The 16,983-nt window shown below is 43.7% G+C and carries 12 protein-coding genes; all 12 read right to left on the bottom strand.

Annotated features, from left to right (window positions below; all coding sequences use genetic code 11):
• On the bottom strand, positions 1-5,399 hold a 5,399-nt coding region (locus I2F76_RS07655; protein WP_195487590.1), incomplete at its 3' end, for a CshA/CshB family fibrillar adhesin-related protein.
• 203 nt (positions 5,400-5,602) lie between these two features.
• Positions 5,603-6,442, bottom strand: coding sequence for a thymidylate synthase (locus tag I2F76_RS07650; RefSeq protein WP_195487589.1), 840 nt, complete (start codon positions 6,440-6,442; stop codon positions 5,603-5,605).
• Positions 6,443-6,520: 78 nt separating this feature from the next.
• Positions 6,521-7,480: an ROK family glucokinase gene (locus I2F76_RS07645; RefSeq protein WP_070665367.1), complete on the bottom strand. Its 960-nt coding sequence runs from the start codon at positions 7,478-7,480 to the stop codon at positions 6,521-6,523.
• An 86-nt stretch (positions 7,481-7,566) separates the two neighbouring features.
• Positions 7,567-8,085, bottom strand: coding sequence for a hypothetical protein (locus I2F76_RS07640; RefSeq protein WP_023918208.1), 519 nt, complete (start codon positions 8,083-8,085; stop codon positions 7,567-7,569).
• Positions 8,086-8,094: 9 nt separating this feature from the next.
• On the bottom strand, positions 8,095-9,963 hold the full coding sequence (locus tag I2F76_RS07635) for an ABC-F family ATP-binding cassette domain-containing protein (RefSeq protein WP_195487588.1): 1,869 nt from the start codon (positions 9,961-9,963) through the stop codon (positions 8,095-8,097).
• Positions 9,960-11,171, bottom strand: a complete 1,212-nt coding sequence (locus I2F76_RS07630; protein ID WP_195487587.1) for a CCA tRNA nucleotidyltransferase — start codon at positions 11,169-11,171, stop codon at positions 9,960-9,962. The genes I2F76_RS07635 and I2F76_RS07630 overlap by 4 nt, the downstream gene beginning before the upstream one ends.
• Complete coding sequence (dapB, locus tag I2F76_RS07625) at positions 11,168-11,935, bottom strand: 4-hydroxy-tetrahydrodipicolinate reductase (protein ID WP_195487586.1); 768 nt, start codon at positions 11,933-11,935, stop codon at positions 11,168-11,170. Before dapB ends, I2F76_RS07630 begins: the two co-directional genes overlap by 4 nt.
• Positions 11,936-11,945: 10 nt before the next feature.
• Complete coding sequence (locus tag I2F76_RS07620) at positions 11,946-12,794, bottom strand: DegV family protein (RefSeq protein ID WP_003001611.1); 849 nt, start codon at positions 12,792-12,794, stop codon at positions 11,946-11,948.
• 3 nt (positions 12,795-12,797) lie between these two features.
• Complete coding sequence (locus I2F76_RS07615) at positions 12,798-13,172, bottom strand: DUF1149 family protein (protein ID WP_003001888.1); 375 nt, start codon at positions 13,170-13,172, stop codon at positions 12,798-12,800.
• A 130-nt stretch (positions 13,173-13,302) separates the two neighbouring features.
• Positions 13,303-15,270, bottom strand: a complete 1,968-nt coding sequence (locus I2F76_RS07610) for a PTS fructose transporter subunit IIABC (RefSeq protein ID WP_195487585.1) — start codon at positions 15,268-15,270, stop codon at positions 13,303-13,305.
• Positions 15,267-16,178, bottom strand: a complete 912-nt coding sequence (gene pfkB / locus I2F76_RS07605; RefSeq protein ID WP_195487584.1) for a 1-phosphofructokinase — start codon at positions 16,176-16,178, stop codon at positions 15,267-15,269. The genes I2F76_RS07610 and pfkB overlap by 4 nt, the downstream gene beginning before the upstream one ends.
• Positions 16,175-16,918: a DeoR/GlpR family DNA-binding transcription regulator gene (locus I2F76_RS07600; RefSeq protein WP_195487583.1), complete on the bottom strand. Its 744-nt coding sequence runs from the start codon at positions 16,916-16,918 to the stop codon at positions 16,175-16,177. Before I2F76_RS07600 ends, pfkB begins: the two co-directional genes overlap by 4 nt.
• Positions 16,919-16,983 lie beyond the last annotated feature (65 nt).

Raw genomic sequence — 16,983 nt, 5'->3', positions numbered from 1 at the left:
TTCATTGGCACACGGCTATCGCCTTCAGTAAATACAGGTTTGCCAGTTTGTGTAGCACCTTGGATATCTGTAGTTTCAACTGGTTTTGCAGTTGGAGTGACTGGAGTCACAGTTGGTGTATAAGTTGCAGAAGCTTTGGTTCCGTTCTTATCTTCGCGGACAACGGTCACGGCTGGTGCAGTTCCGACGAATGATTTTTCTGGTACAAATGTAACAGTACCGTCTGCTGCTACTGTGTAAGTACCCACACCGTCAACAGTCTTGGTTGTTGAACCATCATCGAAGGTTGCTGGAACGGCTTCATTGATAGCTACAGTTTTCTCAACACCATCAACAGTTACTGTTCCACCCTTGAATTCAGGTTTACCAGTTTGTGTAGCACCTTGAATATCTTCTGTTTCAGCTGGAGTTGCTGTCGGTGTGACAGGAACGATTTCAGGTGTGTAGGTTGTATCTACCTTGATACCGTTAGAACTTTCAGCTTGAACCTTGGCTGGTGTCACTGCACCAGTGTAAGATTTATCAGTCGGTGTGAAGGTCACTTGACCAGTTGTAGGATCGATTGAGTAAGTACCGATTTCAGTCGTACCATCAGCAGCATAAGCTGGTGTGCTTGTTACTTCATTGCCATCATTATCCAAAAGCGTGTAGCTATTATCTTTGATTGTAATAGCCTTATCTTCACCGTTGACTTGAACAGTTGTTCCAGCAAAGGTTGGTGTACCTGTTTGAGTCGCACCTTGGATATCTTTTGAAGTTGCAGGACTTGCTGTTGGAACAGCCGCTACAACTGTTGGTGTGTAACTTGCATCTGAAGTGATGGTTGCAGTCTTACCGTCTGCATTGGTAATTGTTGCAGTCGCTTGGACTTTCACACCAGTTGCAGTTCCGACAAAGTCTTTTTCAGGTGTGAAGGTTACTGCTCCTGTAGTAGGATCGATTGTGTAAGTTCCTTCACCTGCTACTGTTACAGTTGTTTCATCAGTCGGTTGACCTGTTGCAGGGTCAATCAATTTCTTACTTGTAATTTGAGCAGTTTCATCATCACTCAATGCAAATGTAGGAGTTTCTGTTTGAGGAACATTTTGAATGTCTTCAGAAACTTTATTTGTTGGAGTAAGGGTGACTGGATTTACAGTTGGTGTGTAAGTTGCAGAAGCTTTGCTTCCGTTCATGTCTTCACGAACAACGGTTACGGCTGGTGCAGTACCAGTAAAGCTTGGGTCTGGAACAAATGTAACAGTACCGTCTGCTGCTACTGTATAAGTACCAACGCCATCTACTGTCTTAGTAGTTGAGCCATCGTCAAATGTTGCAGCAACATCATCGTTCATTGGAACACGACTGTTACCTGCAGTAAATTCAGGTTTACCAGTTTGTGTAGCACCTTGAACACCTGTTGTTTCAGCTGGTGTTGCTGTTGGGGTTACTGGTGTTACGGTTGGTGTGTAAGTCGCTGAAGCCTTAGATCCATTCATGTCTTCACGAACAACCGTTACAGCTGGCGCAGTTCCGACAAATGATTTCTCAGGAACGAAGGTTACGGTTCCATCTGCAGCTACTGTGAAAGTACCTACACCGTCTACAGTCTTGGTTGTTGAACCATCTTCGAAAGTTGCTGGAACATTTTCATTGATGGCTACTGTCTTCTCAACCCCATCAATGGTTACTGTTCCACCCTTGAATTCAGGTTTACCTGTTTGAGTAGCACCTTGGATATCTTCTGTTTCAACTGGGGTTGCTGTCGGTGTTACAGGAACGATTTCAGGTGTGTAAGTTGTGTCCACCTTGATACCGTTTGAGCTTTCAGCTTGAACCTTGGCTGGTGTCACTGCACCAGTGTAAGATTTATCAGTCGGTGTGAAGGTTACTTGTCCAGTTGTAGGATCGATTGAGTAAGTACCGATTTCAGTCGTACCATCAGCAGCATAAGCTGGTGTCGTTGAAACTTCGTTACCATCTTTATCTAGCAATGTGTAGCTATTGTCTTTAATGGTAATAGCTTTATCTTCACCATTTACTTGAACAGTTGTACCAGCAAAGGTTGGTGTACCTGTTTGAGTCGCACCTTGAATATCTTTTGAAGTTGCAGGGTTTGCTGTTGGAACAGCCGCTACAACAGTTGGTGTGTAAGTTGCATCAGATGTGATGGTTGCTGTCTTACCGTTCGCATTGGTAATCGTTGCAGTCGCTTGAACTGTCACACCAGTTGCAGTACCAACGAAGTCTTTTTCAGGTGTGAAGGTCACCGCTCCTGTAGTTGGATCGATTGTATATGTACCTTCCCCTGCTACTGTCACCGTTGTTTCGTCAGTCGGTTGACCAGTTGCTGGATCCACCAATTTCTTGCTAGTGATTTCAGCAGTCTTGTCGTTACTCAAATCAAATGTTGGTGTTTGAGTTTGAGGAACGTTTTGAATATCCGTAGAAACCTTGTCTGTAGGAGTCACTGTGATAGGTGTTACAGTTGGTGTGTACTTAGCTGTCGCAGTCTTGAGGTATTCATCACGAACTGTACCATCTTTATCTCTTCCGACAGGAGCTGTCACTGATACGGTAACACCTTGAGCTGTACCTGTGAATCCTGGTTCTGGAACAAAGGTTACTTTACCAGTAGCATCATCAATGCTGTATGTTCCTTCACCTGCTACTGTTACAGAGGTTGCATTGGTTACTTGACCAGTCGCTGGGTCCACCAATTTAGCAGGGTATTCCAAGCTTGGAGTGACAGAGATCTTGTCGCCATTAGCATTCGTTGTAGTTGTGTTAAAGGTTGGTGTACCAGTTTGAGTCGCACCTTGGACATCTGTCGAAGTCTTATCTACCCCTTCAATATCCGTTGGTGTAACAGTTGGGATATAAAGACCGTCCATGGTATTCAAAACAGTATCTACATTGGCTTCATCAGCTGGGAATTTTGTTGACCAACCAGTATCGTAGCCATTGCTATCTGTACGACGGATAGAGATACCGTCAGCTGTTCCAAGGAAGTGATCTTCAGGAATGAACTCAACATCCACAGAAGTTCCGTTTGGAGTGATCTTGTACTTCCCTTGACCAGCTACAGCATAGTAGCCATCTGCGCCAGGTGTAACGACTTGCCCTGTACGGTTATCTATCATTTGTGGAGCTACTGTTTCATCAATTTTTGCTGGCTCAGTTAGGCTATAGCCTTGCAAACCACGAGCGGTAAAGGCTACAGTTGCAGTTTGCTTCGCACCTTGAAGGCCAGTTGTTTCTTTAAATTCCCCTTTTGGTGGGTGGGTGATTTGAGTCTTAAAGTCCTCCACTTCCCCTGAGAAGGCCATTCCTGTCGGGCTTTCAATTTGATCAGCATCCTTAGCAATCCGGACACGAACACCTAATTCATTGACACTAGGATCAATATAGGTTTTACTCTTTGTAAATCTTAACGTAGCCGTTCCATCTTGGGTAATGGTTGTTAAATCAGACCGTTCATCTTCATCGAAGGTTCCGTTTTGGTTGAAATCTACCCAACCATAGATGTTAGCTTTTTCTGCTCCATCCGTATGAGCTTCCACTGAAATGGTGTAATTACCTGGACGTGTCCGGTCCATCTTGATCAGCTCATTGGTTTTCCCTTTAAGATCACCTGGAAGCAATTGGTCGATGCCTTCATCCGCAGTGGTCGCCTTGTCATCACCAGTCCAATCAAGGGTATTGTTTTCATCCATATCGGGACTCAAGTGACCAAGATAAGGTTGGTTCACTTTCTTACCTGTAATTCCATCTACAGTTGCGATCGAATGAATCGCCTTACCGTATGATTCAGGCGCATCTCCTTCATCAAGTGGGAAGAATCCTAGCATAGCAGACTGTTTACCACCTGAAGCAATGTAAAGACCAATCTCAGAAGCCCCTTTGGTCATAACAAGAGGAACAGCAACATCAGCAGCAGAAATATTTGGCCCGAAGACTCCAGTTCCGAGGCCCCCAGTTATTAAATCAGCACTTCCATAATATTTCCAAGCAACTGCTTTTTTGTCTGGTCCGACTTGAGTACTATTACGAAGTTGATTAAGGTTAATACTGTAGAAATTTTTACCACTTATATTAGTAGTAGGTGAAGGTCCAAACAAGTTATCTGTATTTTGAGGAATATAAGGTACGGTATTTCCATTCTTTTTCCATTCCCCAATATGTTGCCAGCCTTCACCATTGGTGGTGAACATAACCAATTCACCAGGGTTAGCTGACTCGCCATCGGCCATCACAACGGCTGGTTTGACAGCTTTACCACGAAAGGTAGCGGAAACTTCAAACTGGATCCCGATGTTTCCACCATTCAAGGCCGCACTTATTGTTGTGGATTTTGTACCTGTATTAATCCCCTCTTTACGTATTTCTGTATAATTATTTTGAGGGTCAGCAACGATCATTGCCTCTTCACCATTGCTTATAGCTAACTTCGAAGCCAGTGAAGAAGTACCATTCACATAACCATTTTTAGCATTTGGATCATAGGTAGCTTTCTCTGCTTCTGTAGCTCCACGCTCTTCTAAGCGCTTTTTGTAGATTTCTGTCGCTTGGAAAGGTTTCAAAGATTTAACACTGATTTTTACTACATAACCAGGCATGATTTCCTTGGTATAGGTAGACCCAACTTGAAGAGCCAATTTTTCTTCTAAGTTCTCAGTTGGTTTAGCTTCACTTTTAGGAACTAATACTGTAGTAGTTCCTGTCCAGTTATCTACATCTCCAAAGTCCAGCCAAGAGATTTGACTAGCAAGGTCTGAAGCTTTTACATTTGTTGTAAAGCCAGGTTTTTCAACTTTTGGTGTTGAAGTTGCATCTTCAACATCATCCCCGATTAAGCTTGGATCATTGGCATCACCAAGGGCACGACGAGTACGACGTTTAGGACCAGAAGTTTCTGCTGTCACAGCAGGAGTTTCAGTAGCTGGTGCTTCGACACCTGCAGCCACTTCTTCTTTCTTATCTGCACTTGTTGAAGCTGCTTCTCCTGCCTTGTTTACTGGTGTAGTAGCTTCCAAGCTTGGTGTTTCAGAAGTAGCTGCAGCAGTTGATGTTGCTGATGCTGCTGTACTTGTGCTACTTGCTTCACTAGTTGAAGCAGGTGCTGTTGATGTTGCTGGTGCAGTAACAGCTGGGTTTGCTTCATACGTTGTCGCTGCTGTACTCGTTGTTGCAGCTGTTGATGCTGCTGAAGTTGCTGTGGCTGTTGAAGTTGCGGGTGCTTCTGACGCTGTTGCAACTGCTGCTACATTTTCACTTGTCGTATCTGTCTTTTCTTCTGCGGCTGCACTTGCGGCTGTCCCAACCATAACAAGTGTTCCCAATAGTACAGAGCAAACACCCACATTCAATTTACGAATTGAGAATCTGCTAATACGATCATTAAATAAGTCTTTCCCCATCTAATGGACCTCCATATTTATCTATAAATTAACATTCTTTTTAAAATTGTTTAGTTTTTACAAATCTTATCTATTTTAACAAAAACCGAACGATTTTCAAAACATATTGACTCAAAAATGAGTAAAAATTTTTAGCTAAAATTGTTTTAATTCTAAAAGGATTTTACCAATTGATCAAGGTATCAAAAAACCTTGATTTATTACTAAATGGCAAGATCGAACTTCAATTGTGGCTTCACTGGATCATAATCGACCAGTTCAAAATCTTCTGGTTTGATGTCAAAGAAATTGGTTCCATCTGGTACATTCAAAACCAAGTGTGGCCGACAATCTGAAGGCTCCCGACGGAGTAACTCTTCAGCCTGTTCAAATTGATTATCATAAATGTGAAGATTATTAATGAAGTAAAAGAACTTTCCGACCTTCCAGCCAAAGTGCTTGGCAATCATCATCTGTAGCGCTACATACTGCATGGCGTTGATATGGTGGGCCACCAACATATCATTAGAACGCTGGGTTAAGGTCGCATCTAGATAGATTTCTCCATCCACGCGACGCACGTCAAACATGGTTTGAAAAGCACATGGCAGAAGACCTTCTGTCTCTTCAAAGGCATCATAATCCCAAAGCGAGATAATATTGCGGCGATTCCAAGGATTGGCCTCTAATTGTTTGAGGATTTTATTGGTAAGGTCATGCTTTTTGACCACAGCACCATAGCGTTGACCGATGGTGCGACTATCCCCTACTTCCCAGTCATTCCAGTAGTGGACATTGTATTTATCTTCTAACAGGTCTAAGCTATTCGATTGATCCTGGTAGATCCAGAGCATCTCTTTGATGGCTGATTTAATCGCGATGGGACGAAGGGTCGTGATAGGAAACTCGCCTTTTGAGAGGTCAAACTCCATAAAGGCTCCTGTGATGTACTTGGAGTTGGCCGTTCTGCCATCCTTGTACTTAGGACGCGCCTGCTCTGACCAGACCCCTTCTTCCATGATTTTTCGAATATTTTCTTTAAAAATTGTATCTGCTTTTGTCATATCTCCTCCTTTAATCTACTATTGCCTTCATTATATCACAGGATAAAGAAAAAAGGAGAGGCAAATCTCCTTTTAATCTTATTGTAATACAAGAGATGCGGCACCAATGACACCAGCATCATTTCCCAAAGTAGCAAGCGCCAATTGAGTAGATTCACGTACTTGTGGGAATGAGTTTTCTTCAAAGACCTTGCGCACGCCATCCAAGAGGAAGTCTCCAGCCGCAGATACCCCACCACCGATAACGATCTTAGATGGGTTCAAGGTTGAACCAATATTGGCTGCAGCAAGTCCAAGGTAGCGTGAGAAGTTCTTATAAACGATCAAAGCAAGAGCGTCACCCTCTTTTGCTAGATCAAAGACCGTTTTAGCTGTCACTTCTTCACCATTGTCGATCAAGACTTTCAATTGAGAGTCCCCTTCGTACTCATCTGCATAACGACGAGTCAAGTTGACGATCCCAGTTGCTGAGGCAACCGTTTCAAGACAGCCTTTTTTACCACAGGTACATTGGATTGGATCATCAAAGTCAACCGTGATGTGACCAAGTTCCCCAGCAGCTCCACGCACACCGTGCAAGAGACGACCTTCAGCGACGATACCACCGCCAACACCTGTACCAAGTGTCATGAAGACAACATCTGGTTGGTTTTCACCAGCCCCTTTCCAACGTTCACCCAAAGCAGCAACGTTGGCATCGTTATCAATGAAGAATGGAATATGAAGGGCACTTTCGATTTTTTCTTTAACTGGTTGAAGGGTCTTCCAGTTCAAATTGTAGGCCCCAATAACTGTACCTTTTTCACGGTCAACAACACCAGGCGATCCCATTCCGATTCCTTGGAATTCAGAAGCATCAAGCCCAAGCATTTCCAAACGATGAGCGATCGATTCGATCATATCCTCTACAATATGACTTCCTTCATCCAAAATATTTGTTTTAATAGACCATTTTTCTTGAACTTCACCATCTAAAGTGAGGATAGCAAACTTGATGGAAGTTCCTCCAAGGTCAATACCGATAATTTTTTTAGACATCTGTAACTCCTTTCAAACTTGTAAACACTTACAGTTCTATTATATCAGACTTTCAGTTAAATGCAAAGGTTTGCACGTAACTTTTCTTAACTTTTTAGCAAGAGGCTGAAAGATTGAAGTCCTAGAAGCAGGAAAATCAAACCAATAATATTCAGGAGAATGACACTGATTGATAATGGACTAACAATTAAGAACAAGCCGATAAAGAGCTGCACCAAGGCAAAGAAAATATAGCGCTTGGAAAGCTCTTCAATCTTCTTGGAATAGAAGTTGGCTTTTCGGAAATTTAAAACGGAGCGATAGATCAGCCAAATCCCTAAGGTGACTGGGAAGACAATCGGTAAGGTCTTGTAGCCATATAGTAGCAAGTAAACCGCGAACACCAAGGCAACCATACTGTGAAAGAGCTGTTGCTGCTTGATAATACCTGACTGACGCAATCGGTAATAGCGTGAAAAACGTGAAAAAGAGATTAAAAAGAAGCCACAGGAGATCAACCAGCTAAAAGAGCCGATGTGCTCAATGGGATTAATAAACAAGACAATACCAATAATGGTAAACATAGTAGCTGAAATTCCAAGAGATATGCGATTCAATTGATTCATAGGGCCTCCTTATTCATCTAATTCACTTAGGTAATCATAACGATCATACTTTTCAAGTAGACGCTCGTTTTCCTGATCCAGTTCTTTTTGAAGGGCTGACAATTTGCCAAAGTCAGAGCCGTTTTCATTCATCTCCACTTCAATCTCTGCAATTCGATTTTCAATCGCTTCGATATCTGCCTCAATACTTGCCCACTCTTGCTTTTCCATGTAGCTCATGCGCTTCTTCTCTTCTTTTGGCTTGACAGGTTTCTCTTTTTCAACCTTGTGACTAGCCGTTACCTGGGCTGCTTCAAAGGCTTTTTCATCTAAATAATCCGTATAATTGCCAAAGAACTCACGAATGCCCCCATTTTCAAAAGCCAGGATCTTGCTAGCGACCTTATCCAGAAAATAACGGTCGTGACTAACGGTAATGACAGGACCACCAAAGTTTTGAAGGAAGTTTTCCAAAACCGTCAAGGTTGCGATATCTAAGTCATTGGTCGGCTCATCGAGGAGAAGCACATTGGGTTTTTCAATCAAGAGTTTTAAAAGAAAGAGGCGTTTCTTCTCCCCACCGGAGAGTTTTTCAATCAAGGTTCCGTGCATAGAGCGTGGGAAGAGAAATTGCTCCAAGAGATCTGCGATCGAAGTTGTTCCGACAGTCGTCTTCACTTCCTCGGCAACTTCCTGGAGGAAATTAATCACGCGCTTGCTCTCATCCAAACCTTCAATCTGTTGAGAGAAATAAGCCACTCGCACAGTTTCCCCAATGATAACTTGCCCTGACTGAGGCTGGAGTCGCTCAGCGATCAAATTGAGCAGGGTTGATTTTCCGACGCCATTATCCCCGACAATCCCGATGCGATCCTTGTTTTGCACCAAGAGGTTAAAGTCCTGTAAAATTGGTTTGTTTTCAAAAGCAAAACTCACATCTTTAAACTCGATGACTTTCTTACCGATCCGGCTGGTCTCAAAGTTCATCTCCAAATCCGTCTGGTTACTTTGACCAGACAAGTCTTGCTTGAGATCATGGAATCGATTGATCCGCGCTTGTTGCTTGGTCGCACGCGCCTGAGGTTGACGCCGCATCCAGGTCAACTCTTGCTTATAAAGTTGCTGCTTCTTATGAAGAAGGGCTGCATCACGCTCGTCTTGCTCAGCCTTTAAGCGGACATAATCCTGGTAGTTGCCCTGATACTCGATCAAGCCACCTCGATCCAACTCAAAGATCCGTGTCGAGATATTATCCAAGAAATAGCGATCGTGGGTAATGAAGAGCACGGTTTTCTTAGAGTTCTTCAAGAAATTGGTTAACCATTCGATGGTATCAATGTCCAGGTGGTTGGTCGGCTCATCTAGTAAGAGCAGGTCGTGGTGAGACAGCAAAACTTGGGCCAATTGCACCCGACGACGCAAGCCCCCAGATAGATCCCCAACTTTGGCGTTCAAATCTTCAATTCCAAGTTTGGAAAGAACCGTCTTGACCTGACTCTCGATTTCCCAAGCATTGAGCGAATCCATCTCCGCCATGACCTTTTCCAGACGTGCTTGGTTCTCTTCTCGGTAATCCGCCATCAAGAATTCGTAATCGCGAATCAGCTGCATTTCACGCAAATCACTAGACAGCACCGTATCCAGAACCGTCTTTTGATCATCAAAGTCAGGTTCCTGCGTCAAATAACCAATCGTATAATCACTCTTGGCAGAAAAAGGACTCACATCTCCATCAAAGCCAGAGCGACCCGACAACACATCTAACAGCGTGGTTTTTCCAGTCCCATTGACCCCGATCAATCCGATCCGATCCAAGTCGTGAATGATAAAGGAAATCTCACGAAAGACGGTCTTATCTCCGACAGATTTGGTTAATTTATCGACAATAAAATCGCTCATTTTTCCTCCTCTTTTGCTTGCTGGATATAGGCGATGATGGCCTCTTTCTCATTAGCCAGTTCCCCATCGACAATGGCATATTCAATTTTTGTCAACATCTCTCCCAAGTCTGGACCTGGTTGAAAACCATTTTCTTTGATCAGCATACCACCATTGACCACCACTTCATGCTTATCATGAATGGTCAAGCTATCATAGACACGCTCAATGGCCAAATAATCCACACTCAAGGCATACGCTTCCCGGAGCTCTTCAGCCACTAGCAACAAACGCTTCTCATACTTGTAGCAAGCACGCTTGTCTAGACTTCCATTTTCTCGGAGCTTTAGAATCTCCACGATCTGCTCCACCGTCTTGGCAAAGTCTCTAGACGTCTTCCATTTCTTAAAGAATTTTGGAATATCTTGAATCTCTAGTGCTAAGACCAAAGCAGCCCAGGCTTGCTCAGAAGTTGAAAAGGTATACTCCATCTCTATGTCAAACAAACGCTCGATCGCTTCTTTGCGATCCTTCATCTCTGGCAGATAGTGATAGGCTCCGCTTGCCAGCATAGCCTCCAAGCCCTGTCTCCAGAATGGAGAAAGCAAGAGTTTATCAAATTCGATGAAGGTGCGCTCTACTGAAATCTTCTCAAGTAAGGGAGCACACTCCTTCATAGCGTCAAAGGTTGCCTCTTCTAATTCAAAGCCAAGACTGGCTTGAAAACGAAATCCTCGCATGATCCGGAGTGCATCTTCGTTAAACCGTTCATGAGGAAACCCAACGGCCCGAAGGACCTTGTTTTCCAAATCTTCTAGTCCATGAAAGAGGTCAACAATTTCTCCTTTTTCATTTAAGGCAAAGGCATTAACCGTAAAATCACGACGCTTGAGGTCTTCTTCTAGCGAGCGTACAAAAGACACGGAGCTTGGACGGCGATAATCGACATAGACATCCTCTGTCCGGAAGGTCGTAATTTCATATTCTTGACCATTTTCAAGGACCAAGACGGTCCCGTGTTCGATACCGACATCTACTGTCCGATCAAAAATCGCCTTGGTCTCTTCTGGGTATGAGGAGGATGCGATATCGACATCGTGAATCGGACGATCCAAGAGGGCATCACGGACAGATCCCCCTACAAAATAGGCCTCAAAACCAGCTGCTTTAATCTTCTCTAATATTGGTAAAGCCTCCTGAAACTCAGAAGGCATCTTTTCTAATCTCATAGTAAGTGTTCCAAACCATAGACAAGCTCATGACGCTTGACAACTTCTTTAATCCCTAGATTTACTCCTGTCATGAAGGAAACACGATCATAGGAATCATGACGGAGAGTCAACCCTTCGCCTTGGCTGCCAAAAATCACCTCTTGGTGAGCGACTAGGCCAGGTAATCGAACCGAATGGATGCGCATCCCTTCAAACTCTGCCCCTCTTGCACCAGGAATCAACTCTTCTTCATCTGCTGCACCTTGCTGGATCTTCTCGCGCTTCTCAGAGATCAACTCAGCGGTCTTAATTGCTGTTCCACTCGGTGCATCTTTTTTCTTATCGTGGTGCAATTCGATAATTTCTACATTCGGGAAATACTTGGCTGCTTGCGCTGCAAATTGCATCAAGAGCACAGCTCCAATGGCAAAGTTCGGCGCGATCAAGCCACCCAAATCCTTTTCACGTGAAAGGTCTGTCAATTCTTGGATCTGCTCAGGAGTGAATCCAGTCGTTCCCACAACAGGCGCAAAGCCATTTTCAATTGCAAAGCGAGTATTCTCGTAAGCGACCTTGGGCATGGTAAAGTCCACCCAAACATCTGCCTCTAGACCCGCAACATCTTCTTTGCGGTTAAAGACAGGGACTCCTGCAACCTCTGTCTCATCAGTAAATGGATCGATCAAGCCGGCTAATTCTAGCTCAGGATCTTCAGAAACCATCTTATAGGCTGCTTGTCCCATTCTTCCCTTGAAACCTGCGATAATGACTTTAATGGACATAGAATTCTCCTTAAACGATAGGGATATACCCAACTGCTAAGCTATGGTCACCTAAGTGCGTCCCAATAACCCCTCCGAAGGTAGCAAAAGGAATGTCTCCTTCCACTCCTTCTTCGATGAGCAGTTGGCGAAGTGCTTCTGCTTTTTCAGGGACATTGGCATGGATGACAAAGACTTGGTAATGACCATCTGCGATATCTGATACAACAATCTCTACCAAGCGTTTCATGGCTTTCTTTTCCGTCCGGACTTTCTCAAAGACCTCAATCACGCCTTCATCATTAAAATGAAGAATAGGCTTGATGCTCAAGAGGTTCCCAAGAATAGCAGCCCCATTAGACAGACGGCCACCTTTAACCAAGTGGTTCAAATCATCCACCATGATATAGGCAGAGGTTCCATCAATCTGGTGTTGGACATTGGCAACAATTTCATCAAAGGAACGGCCTTCACCAGCCCATTTCAAGCAGTCTTCTGTCATCATTCCTAGAGGAGCACTGGTGATTTTTGAATCCGGAAATTCGACGGTCAAGCCTTCAAATTCGTCCTTCAAATATTGGATATTTTGGTAGAAACCAGAAATACCTGATGACAAGAAAAGACCGATAGCATGCGTATAGCCCTTAGCTGTCAAACCAGATAAGACTTCTTCTAACTCTGCCACACTCGGCTGGCTAGTCTTTGGCAATTCCTTAGAGGCAGCCATCTTTTGGTAGAACTCATCGTGTGTCAGGTTCTTCCCTTCAACATAAGACTCCCCATCGATATAGATCGGGATCTCTAAAATAAATAAGTCGTCGTGATGGAGCACGTCTTGCGTTAAATAGGCAGACGAATCCGTGATCACTGCTAATTTCATTGATTAAAACTCCAAATTAATACCCGGTAAATCGAGGGCAATTTCTGTGACTTCATAAGTCAAACGGTTGAGCATATTCAAGCAAGGGCGAGCCAATTCTTCCACTTCGTCTTTGCTGAATTCACTTGGTTCATTGACATAACGACCAAACAAGTGGTTGATTTGAGTAATGGTTCCACTGATCACAAAACCGTCAAAAACGATCATGTAGCTCAAGATGACAATCAAAGAAGTCGTGTTTTGTTCTTGATCACGATTGATCAATTGAAAGTTTACATCTACTTTTGTTTCAGGGATGCCATTTTCTTTTTCCCACTCAAAATTACGAGCATCATAGTGGTATTGGCTGACAAATTCTTTTTCACGTTGAATATCCATTTTTATTCTCCTAAAAATATGCGTTATGCTTATTATACCATAATTCAGCTTAAGATACCAACGCCGAATGAGGTGATTTTTTGCTAGTACAAGAAGAAAAGGTTGGGAGTCCCCAACCTTTTAATCATATTTAGTTTTTAGGTTTGCGAAGCAATCCGAACAAGATACCACTTACAACTGCACCGATCAATACGAACAAGATGTAAAGAAGTGGATTTGATGTTAGGGCGATAACGAAGATTCCTCCGTGAGGAGCCATGAGTTTCAAGCTTGCAAGACCAACAAGGGCACCTGTCAATGCTGAACCTGCGATGAAGCTTGGGATGGCACGAGCTGGGTCAGCTGCACCAAATGGAATGGCACCTTCTGTGATGAAAGAAAGACCCATAACAATGTTTGTCAAACCAGCATCGCGTTCTTCTTGTGTGAATTTATCTTTAAACAATACAGTTGCTACGAATACTGCCAATGGAGGAACCATACCAGCTGCCATAACAGCTGCCATAACAATAGAACCACCTGAAGCAACAGATTCAGCAAGTGTACCTGTAGCGAAGACATAAGCGGCTTTGTTAACTGGTCCACCCATATCTACAGCCATCATACCGCCGACGAGAAGTCCAAGAAGGACAGCTGAGCTACCTGACAAGCTTGAAAGGAAGTTGTTAAGACCAGTATTAATAGCAGCCATTGGAATATTGATGAGGAACATCAAGAATCCTGTCAAACCAACACCAAGCAATGGCAAGAGAAGGATTGAACGGATACCATCGAGTGAACGTGGAAGACCTGCAAGGGCTTTGCGAAGTAAGAGAACAATTCCACCTGCAAGGAAACCACCTACCAAAGCTCCAAGGAAACCTGATGATACGGCTGCTGGTAATTCACCTTTAGCAGCACCGTAGGCGATATTTCCAAATGCTGACCCTGAGCTAGCAATAGATCCAGCGATAAACCCTGCTACAAAACCAGGTTTTTCAGCGATTGAGAATCCAATGTAACCTGCAAGTACAGGAAGCATGAAGCCAAAGGCTACTCCACCAATTGTTTTAAATTGTGCTGCTAATACATGATAAGAACCAAGACTAGACAATTGATCTTGAGGCACACCCATAACTTGGTCAATCAAGAAGGCAAGGGCAATCAAGATACCACCACCGATAACGAATGGAAGCATTTGAGAAACCCCACTCATCAAGTGTTTGTAGAAAGCCCCACCCAAGCTCAATTTTTCTTGGCTAGCGCTAGCTTGTGCAGCATTTTCAGCGTGGAAGACATCTGCTTTGCCATCTAAGATGGTTTGGATCAATTCTTCTGTTTGACGAATACCAGCTGCGACTGGTTTAGAGATCAATTTTTTGCCATCGAAACGAGCGGTTTCAACTGCTTTATCTGCTGCAATGATGACCCCTTCAGCTTTGGCGATTTCTTCAGCAGTCAAGCGGTTGCCGACACCAGATGCACCGTTGGTTTCAACACGGACTGTAACACCCATTTCTTCCCCTTTTTTGATGAGGGCTTCTTCTGCCATATAAGTGTGGGCGATACCAGTTGTACATGCTGTTACAGCAACGATGAGAGGTTTATCAGATGAAGCTGCTTCTTTGACCGCTTCTGCTTTTTTCGCTTCTTCAGCTGCAGCCTCTTGCTCTTCTGCATCAAAGGCTGCGATCACTTGACCAGGAGTGCTTGCTTGGCGAAGTTTGTCCGCAAATCCTGGTTTCATCAAGTACTTAGACAATTCAGCAAGGGCTGCTAAGTGAGTGTCGTTTGCTCCTTCTGGAGCTGCGATCATGAAGAACAAGTCTGTTGGTTGACCATCAAGCGAAGCATAGTCCACACCCTTGTTTGATTTTGCAAACAAGACTGTAGCTTCTTTAACTGCTTCATTTTTGCTGTGGGGCATGGCAATTCCGTCACCCAAACCAGTTGAAGTTTGTGCTTCACGGTTCATGATTCCAGCCTTGAAGGTGTCAAAATCTGTCACCACACCATTGTCAATGAGCGATCGGACCATTTCATTGATCACGCCCTCTTTATCTGTTGCCTGAAGGTCAAACAACATCACGTTTTTATTTAAAACGTCTTGAATTTTCATAGTTTTTCTACCTCTACTTTTTCATAAGTTTCTTTTATATAGTCAGCTGTCGCCAAATCATCTGAGAAGGTGGTCGCTGTTCCACAAGCCACGCCCCATTTGAAGGCTTCGATGACATCTCCTGTTGTTGCGAGCTTCCCGGTGAAGCCTGCTACCATGGAATCTCCAGCCCCGACAGAGTTCTTCACTTGACCCTTGATTGGTTTTGCGAAGTAAGTTCCGCTTGGACTGACGAGGAGAGCACCATCACCCGCCATGGAAATAATGACGTTTTGTGCTCCTTTGGCTAAAATTTCTTTAGCATAGCGTTCAATTTCTGGCAATTCCGTCAAGGTAACGCCAAAAATAGCTCCCAACTCATGGTTGTTTGGCTTGACCAATTGGGGATTGAACTCTAAGGAATCAATCAAGGTTTGCCCTTCAAAGTCACAAACCACTTGCGCACCTGTCGCACGAGTTGCTGCGATCAATTGTTTGTAAATGGCATTTCCAAGTGAAGATGGGGCAGATCCTGCAAAGACTACCACATCATCTGCTGTTAAGCTCGATAAAATGCTGAGCAATTCTTGCAACTGAGCTTCCGTCACTTCTGGGCCATTCCCATTGATCTCTGTTTCCTCATCAGCTTTGATCTTGACATTGATCCGTGTATCTTGGTCCACTGTCACAAAGTTGGTTGAAATGGCTTCGCTAGTCAGTACGTCTTCAATGAAGCGTCCAGTGAAGCCACCGATAAATCCAGTCGCTGTGTTCTCGATATCGAGACGCTTCAAAACACGACTGACATTGATCCCTTTACCACCGGCGAATTTATCTTCTGAAGCCATCCGATTGACCGCTCCGGTCTCTACATGATCGAGACGGACAATATAGTCAATTGCTGGATTCAGTGTAACTGTATAAATCAAACCTCTATAACCTCCGTTTTTTCTTTTAAAACCTTTAATCGTTGCGGTTCACATTGATTGGTGATAATCATGGCTCGCTTGATCGGAGCCACTTTGACAAAAGACGTCACCCCAATTTTTGAATCATCCGCTAGGATATAGGTTTTTTTTGCATTTTCGATAATAGCACGCTTGACAGATCCTTCTTCCAGGTCTGGAGTGCTGTAAAATTCATCATCGATTCCATTCATTCCAAGAAAGGCCTTGTCAAAATTCAACTGACCGATTTGTTTGAGCGCGATCCCTCCGATACTAGCATCTGTAGAAGATTTTACCTTCCCACCGATGATGACCGTCGGAACATTTCGCTCGACCAACTTGGTCGCATGGTGAATCGAATTGGTCACCACAGTTACCGTTGGATTGACAATTTCTTGTACCAAGAGTTCATTAGTCGTCCCAGCATCGATAAAGATGACATCATGATCTTTGATCAACTCCGCTGCTTTTACCGCAATTTTTGACTTAACTTGAATGTTTTTGATAGATTTTTCTTTATTACTTTCTTCCTCTTGAAGAAAATGCAGGCTTTCCGCACCGCCGTGAACCCGGCGAAGTTTGCTTTCAGCTTCTAGCTCATCCAAGTCTCGCCGAACGGTTGATTCAGACGTTCCCAGCTCTTGTACAAGGGTTTCCAAGGAAACAAATTTTTCCTTTAATACCTTTTCGAGGATAAATTGTTTTCGTTCAGACTTGAGCATTTCTCCTCCTTTTGCAATCGATTACAAAAACCATTATACTCTTTCTTCAAAAAATGTCAACATTT

It is taken from the genome of Streptococcus parasanguinis, from assembly GCF_015557775.1.
GTDB classification, from domain to species: Bacteria; Bacillota; Bacilli; order Lactobacillales; family Streptococcaceae; genus Streptococcus; species Streptococcus parasanguinis_AA.
The sequence above is the reverse complement of the archived record's forward strand: the minus strand, read 5'-3'. Positions and strand labels throughout refer to the sequence as shown.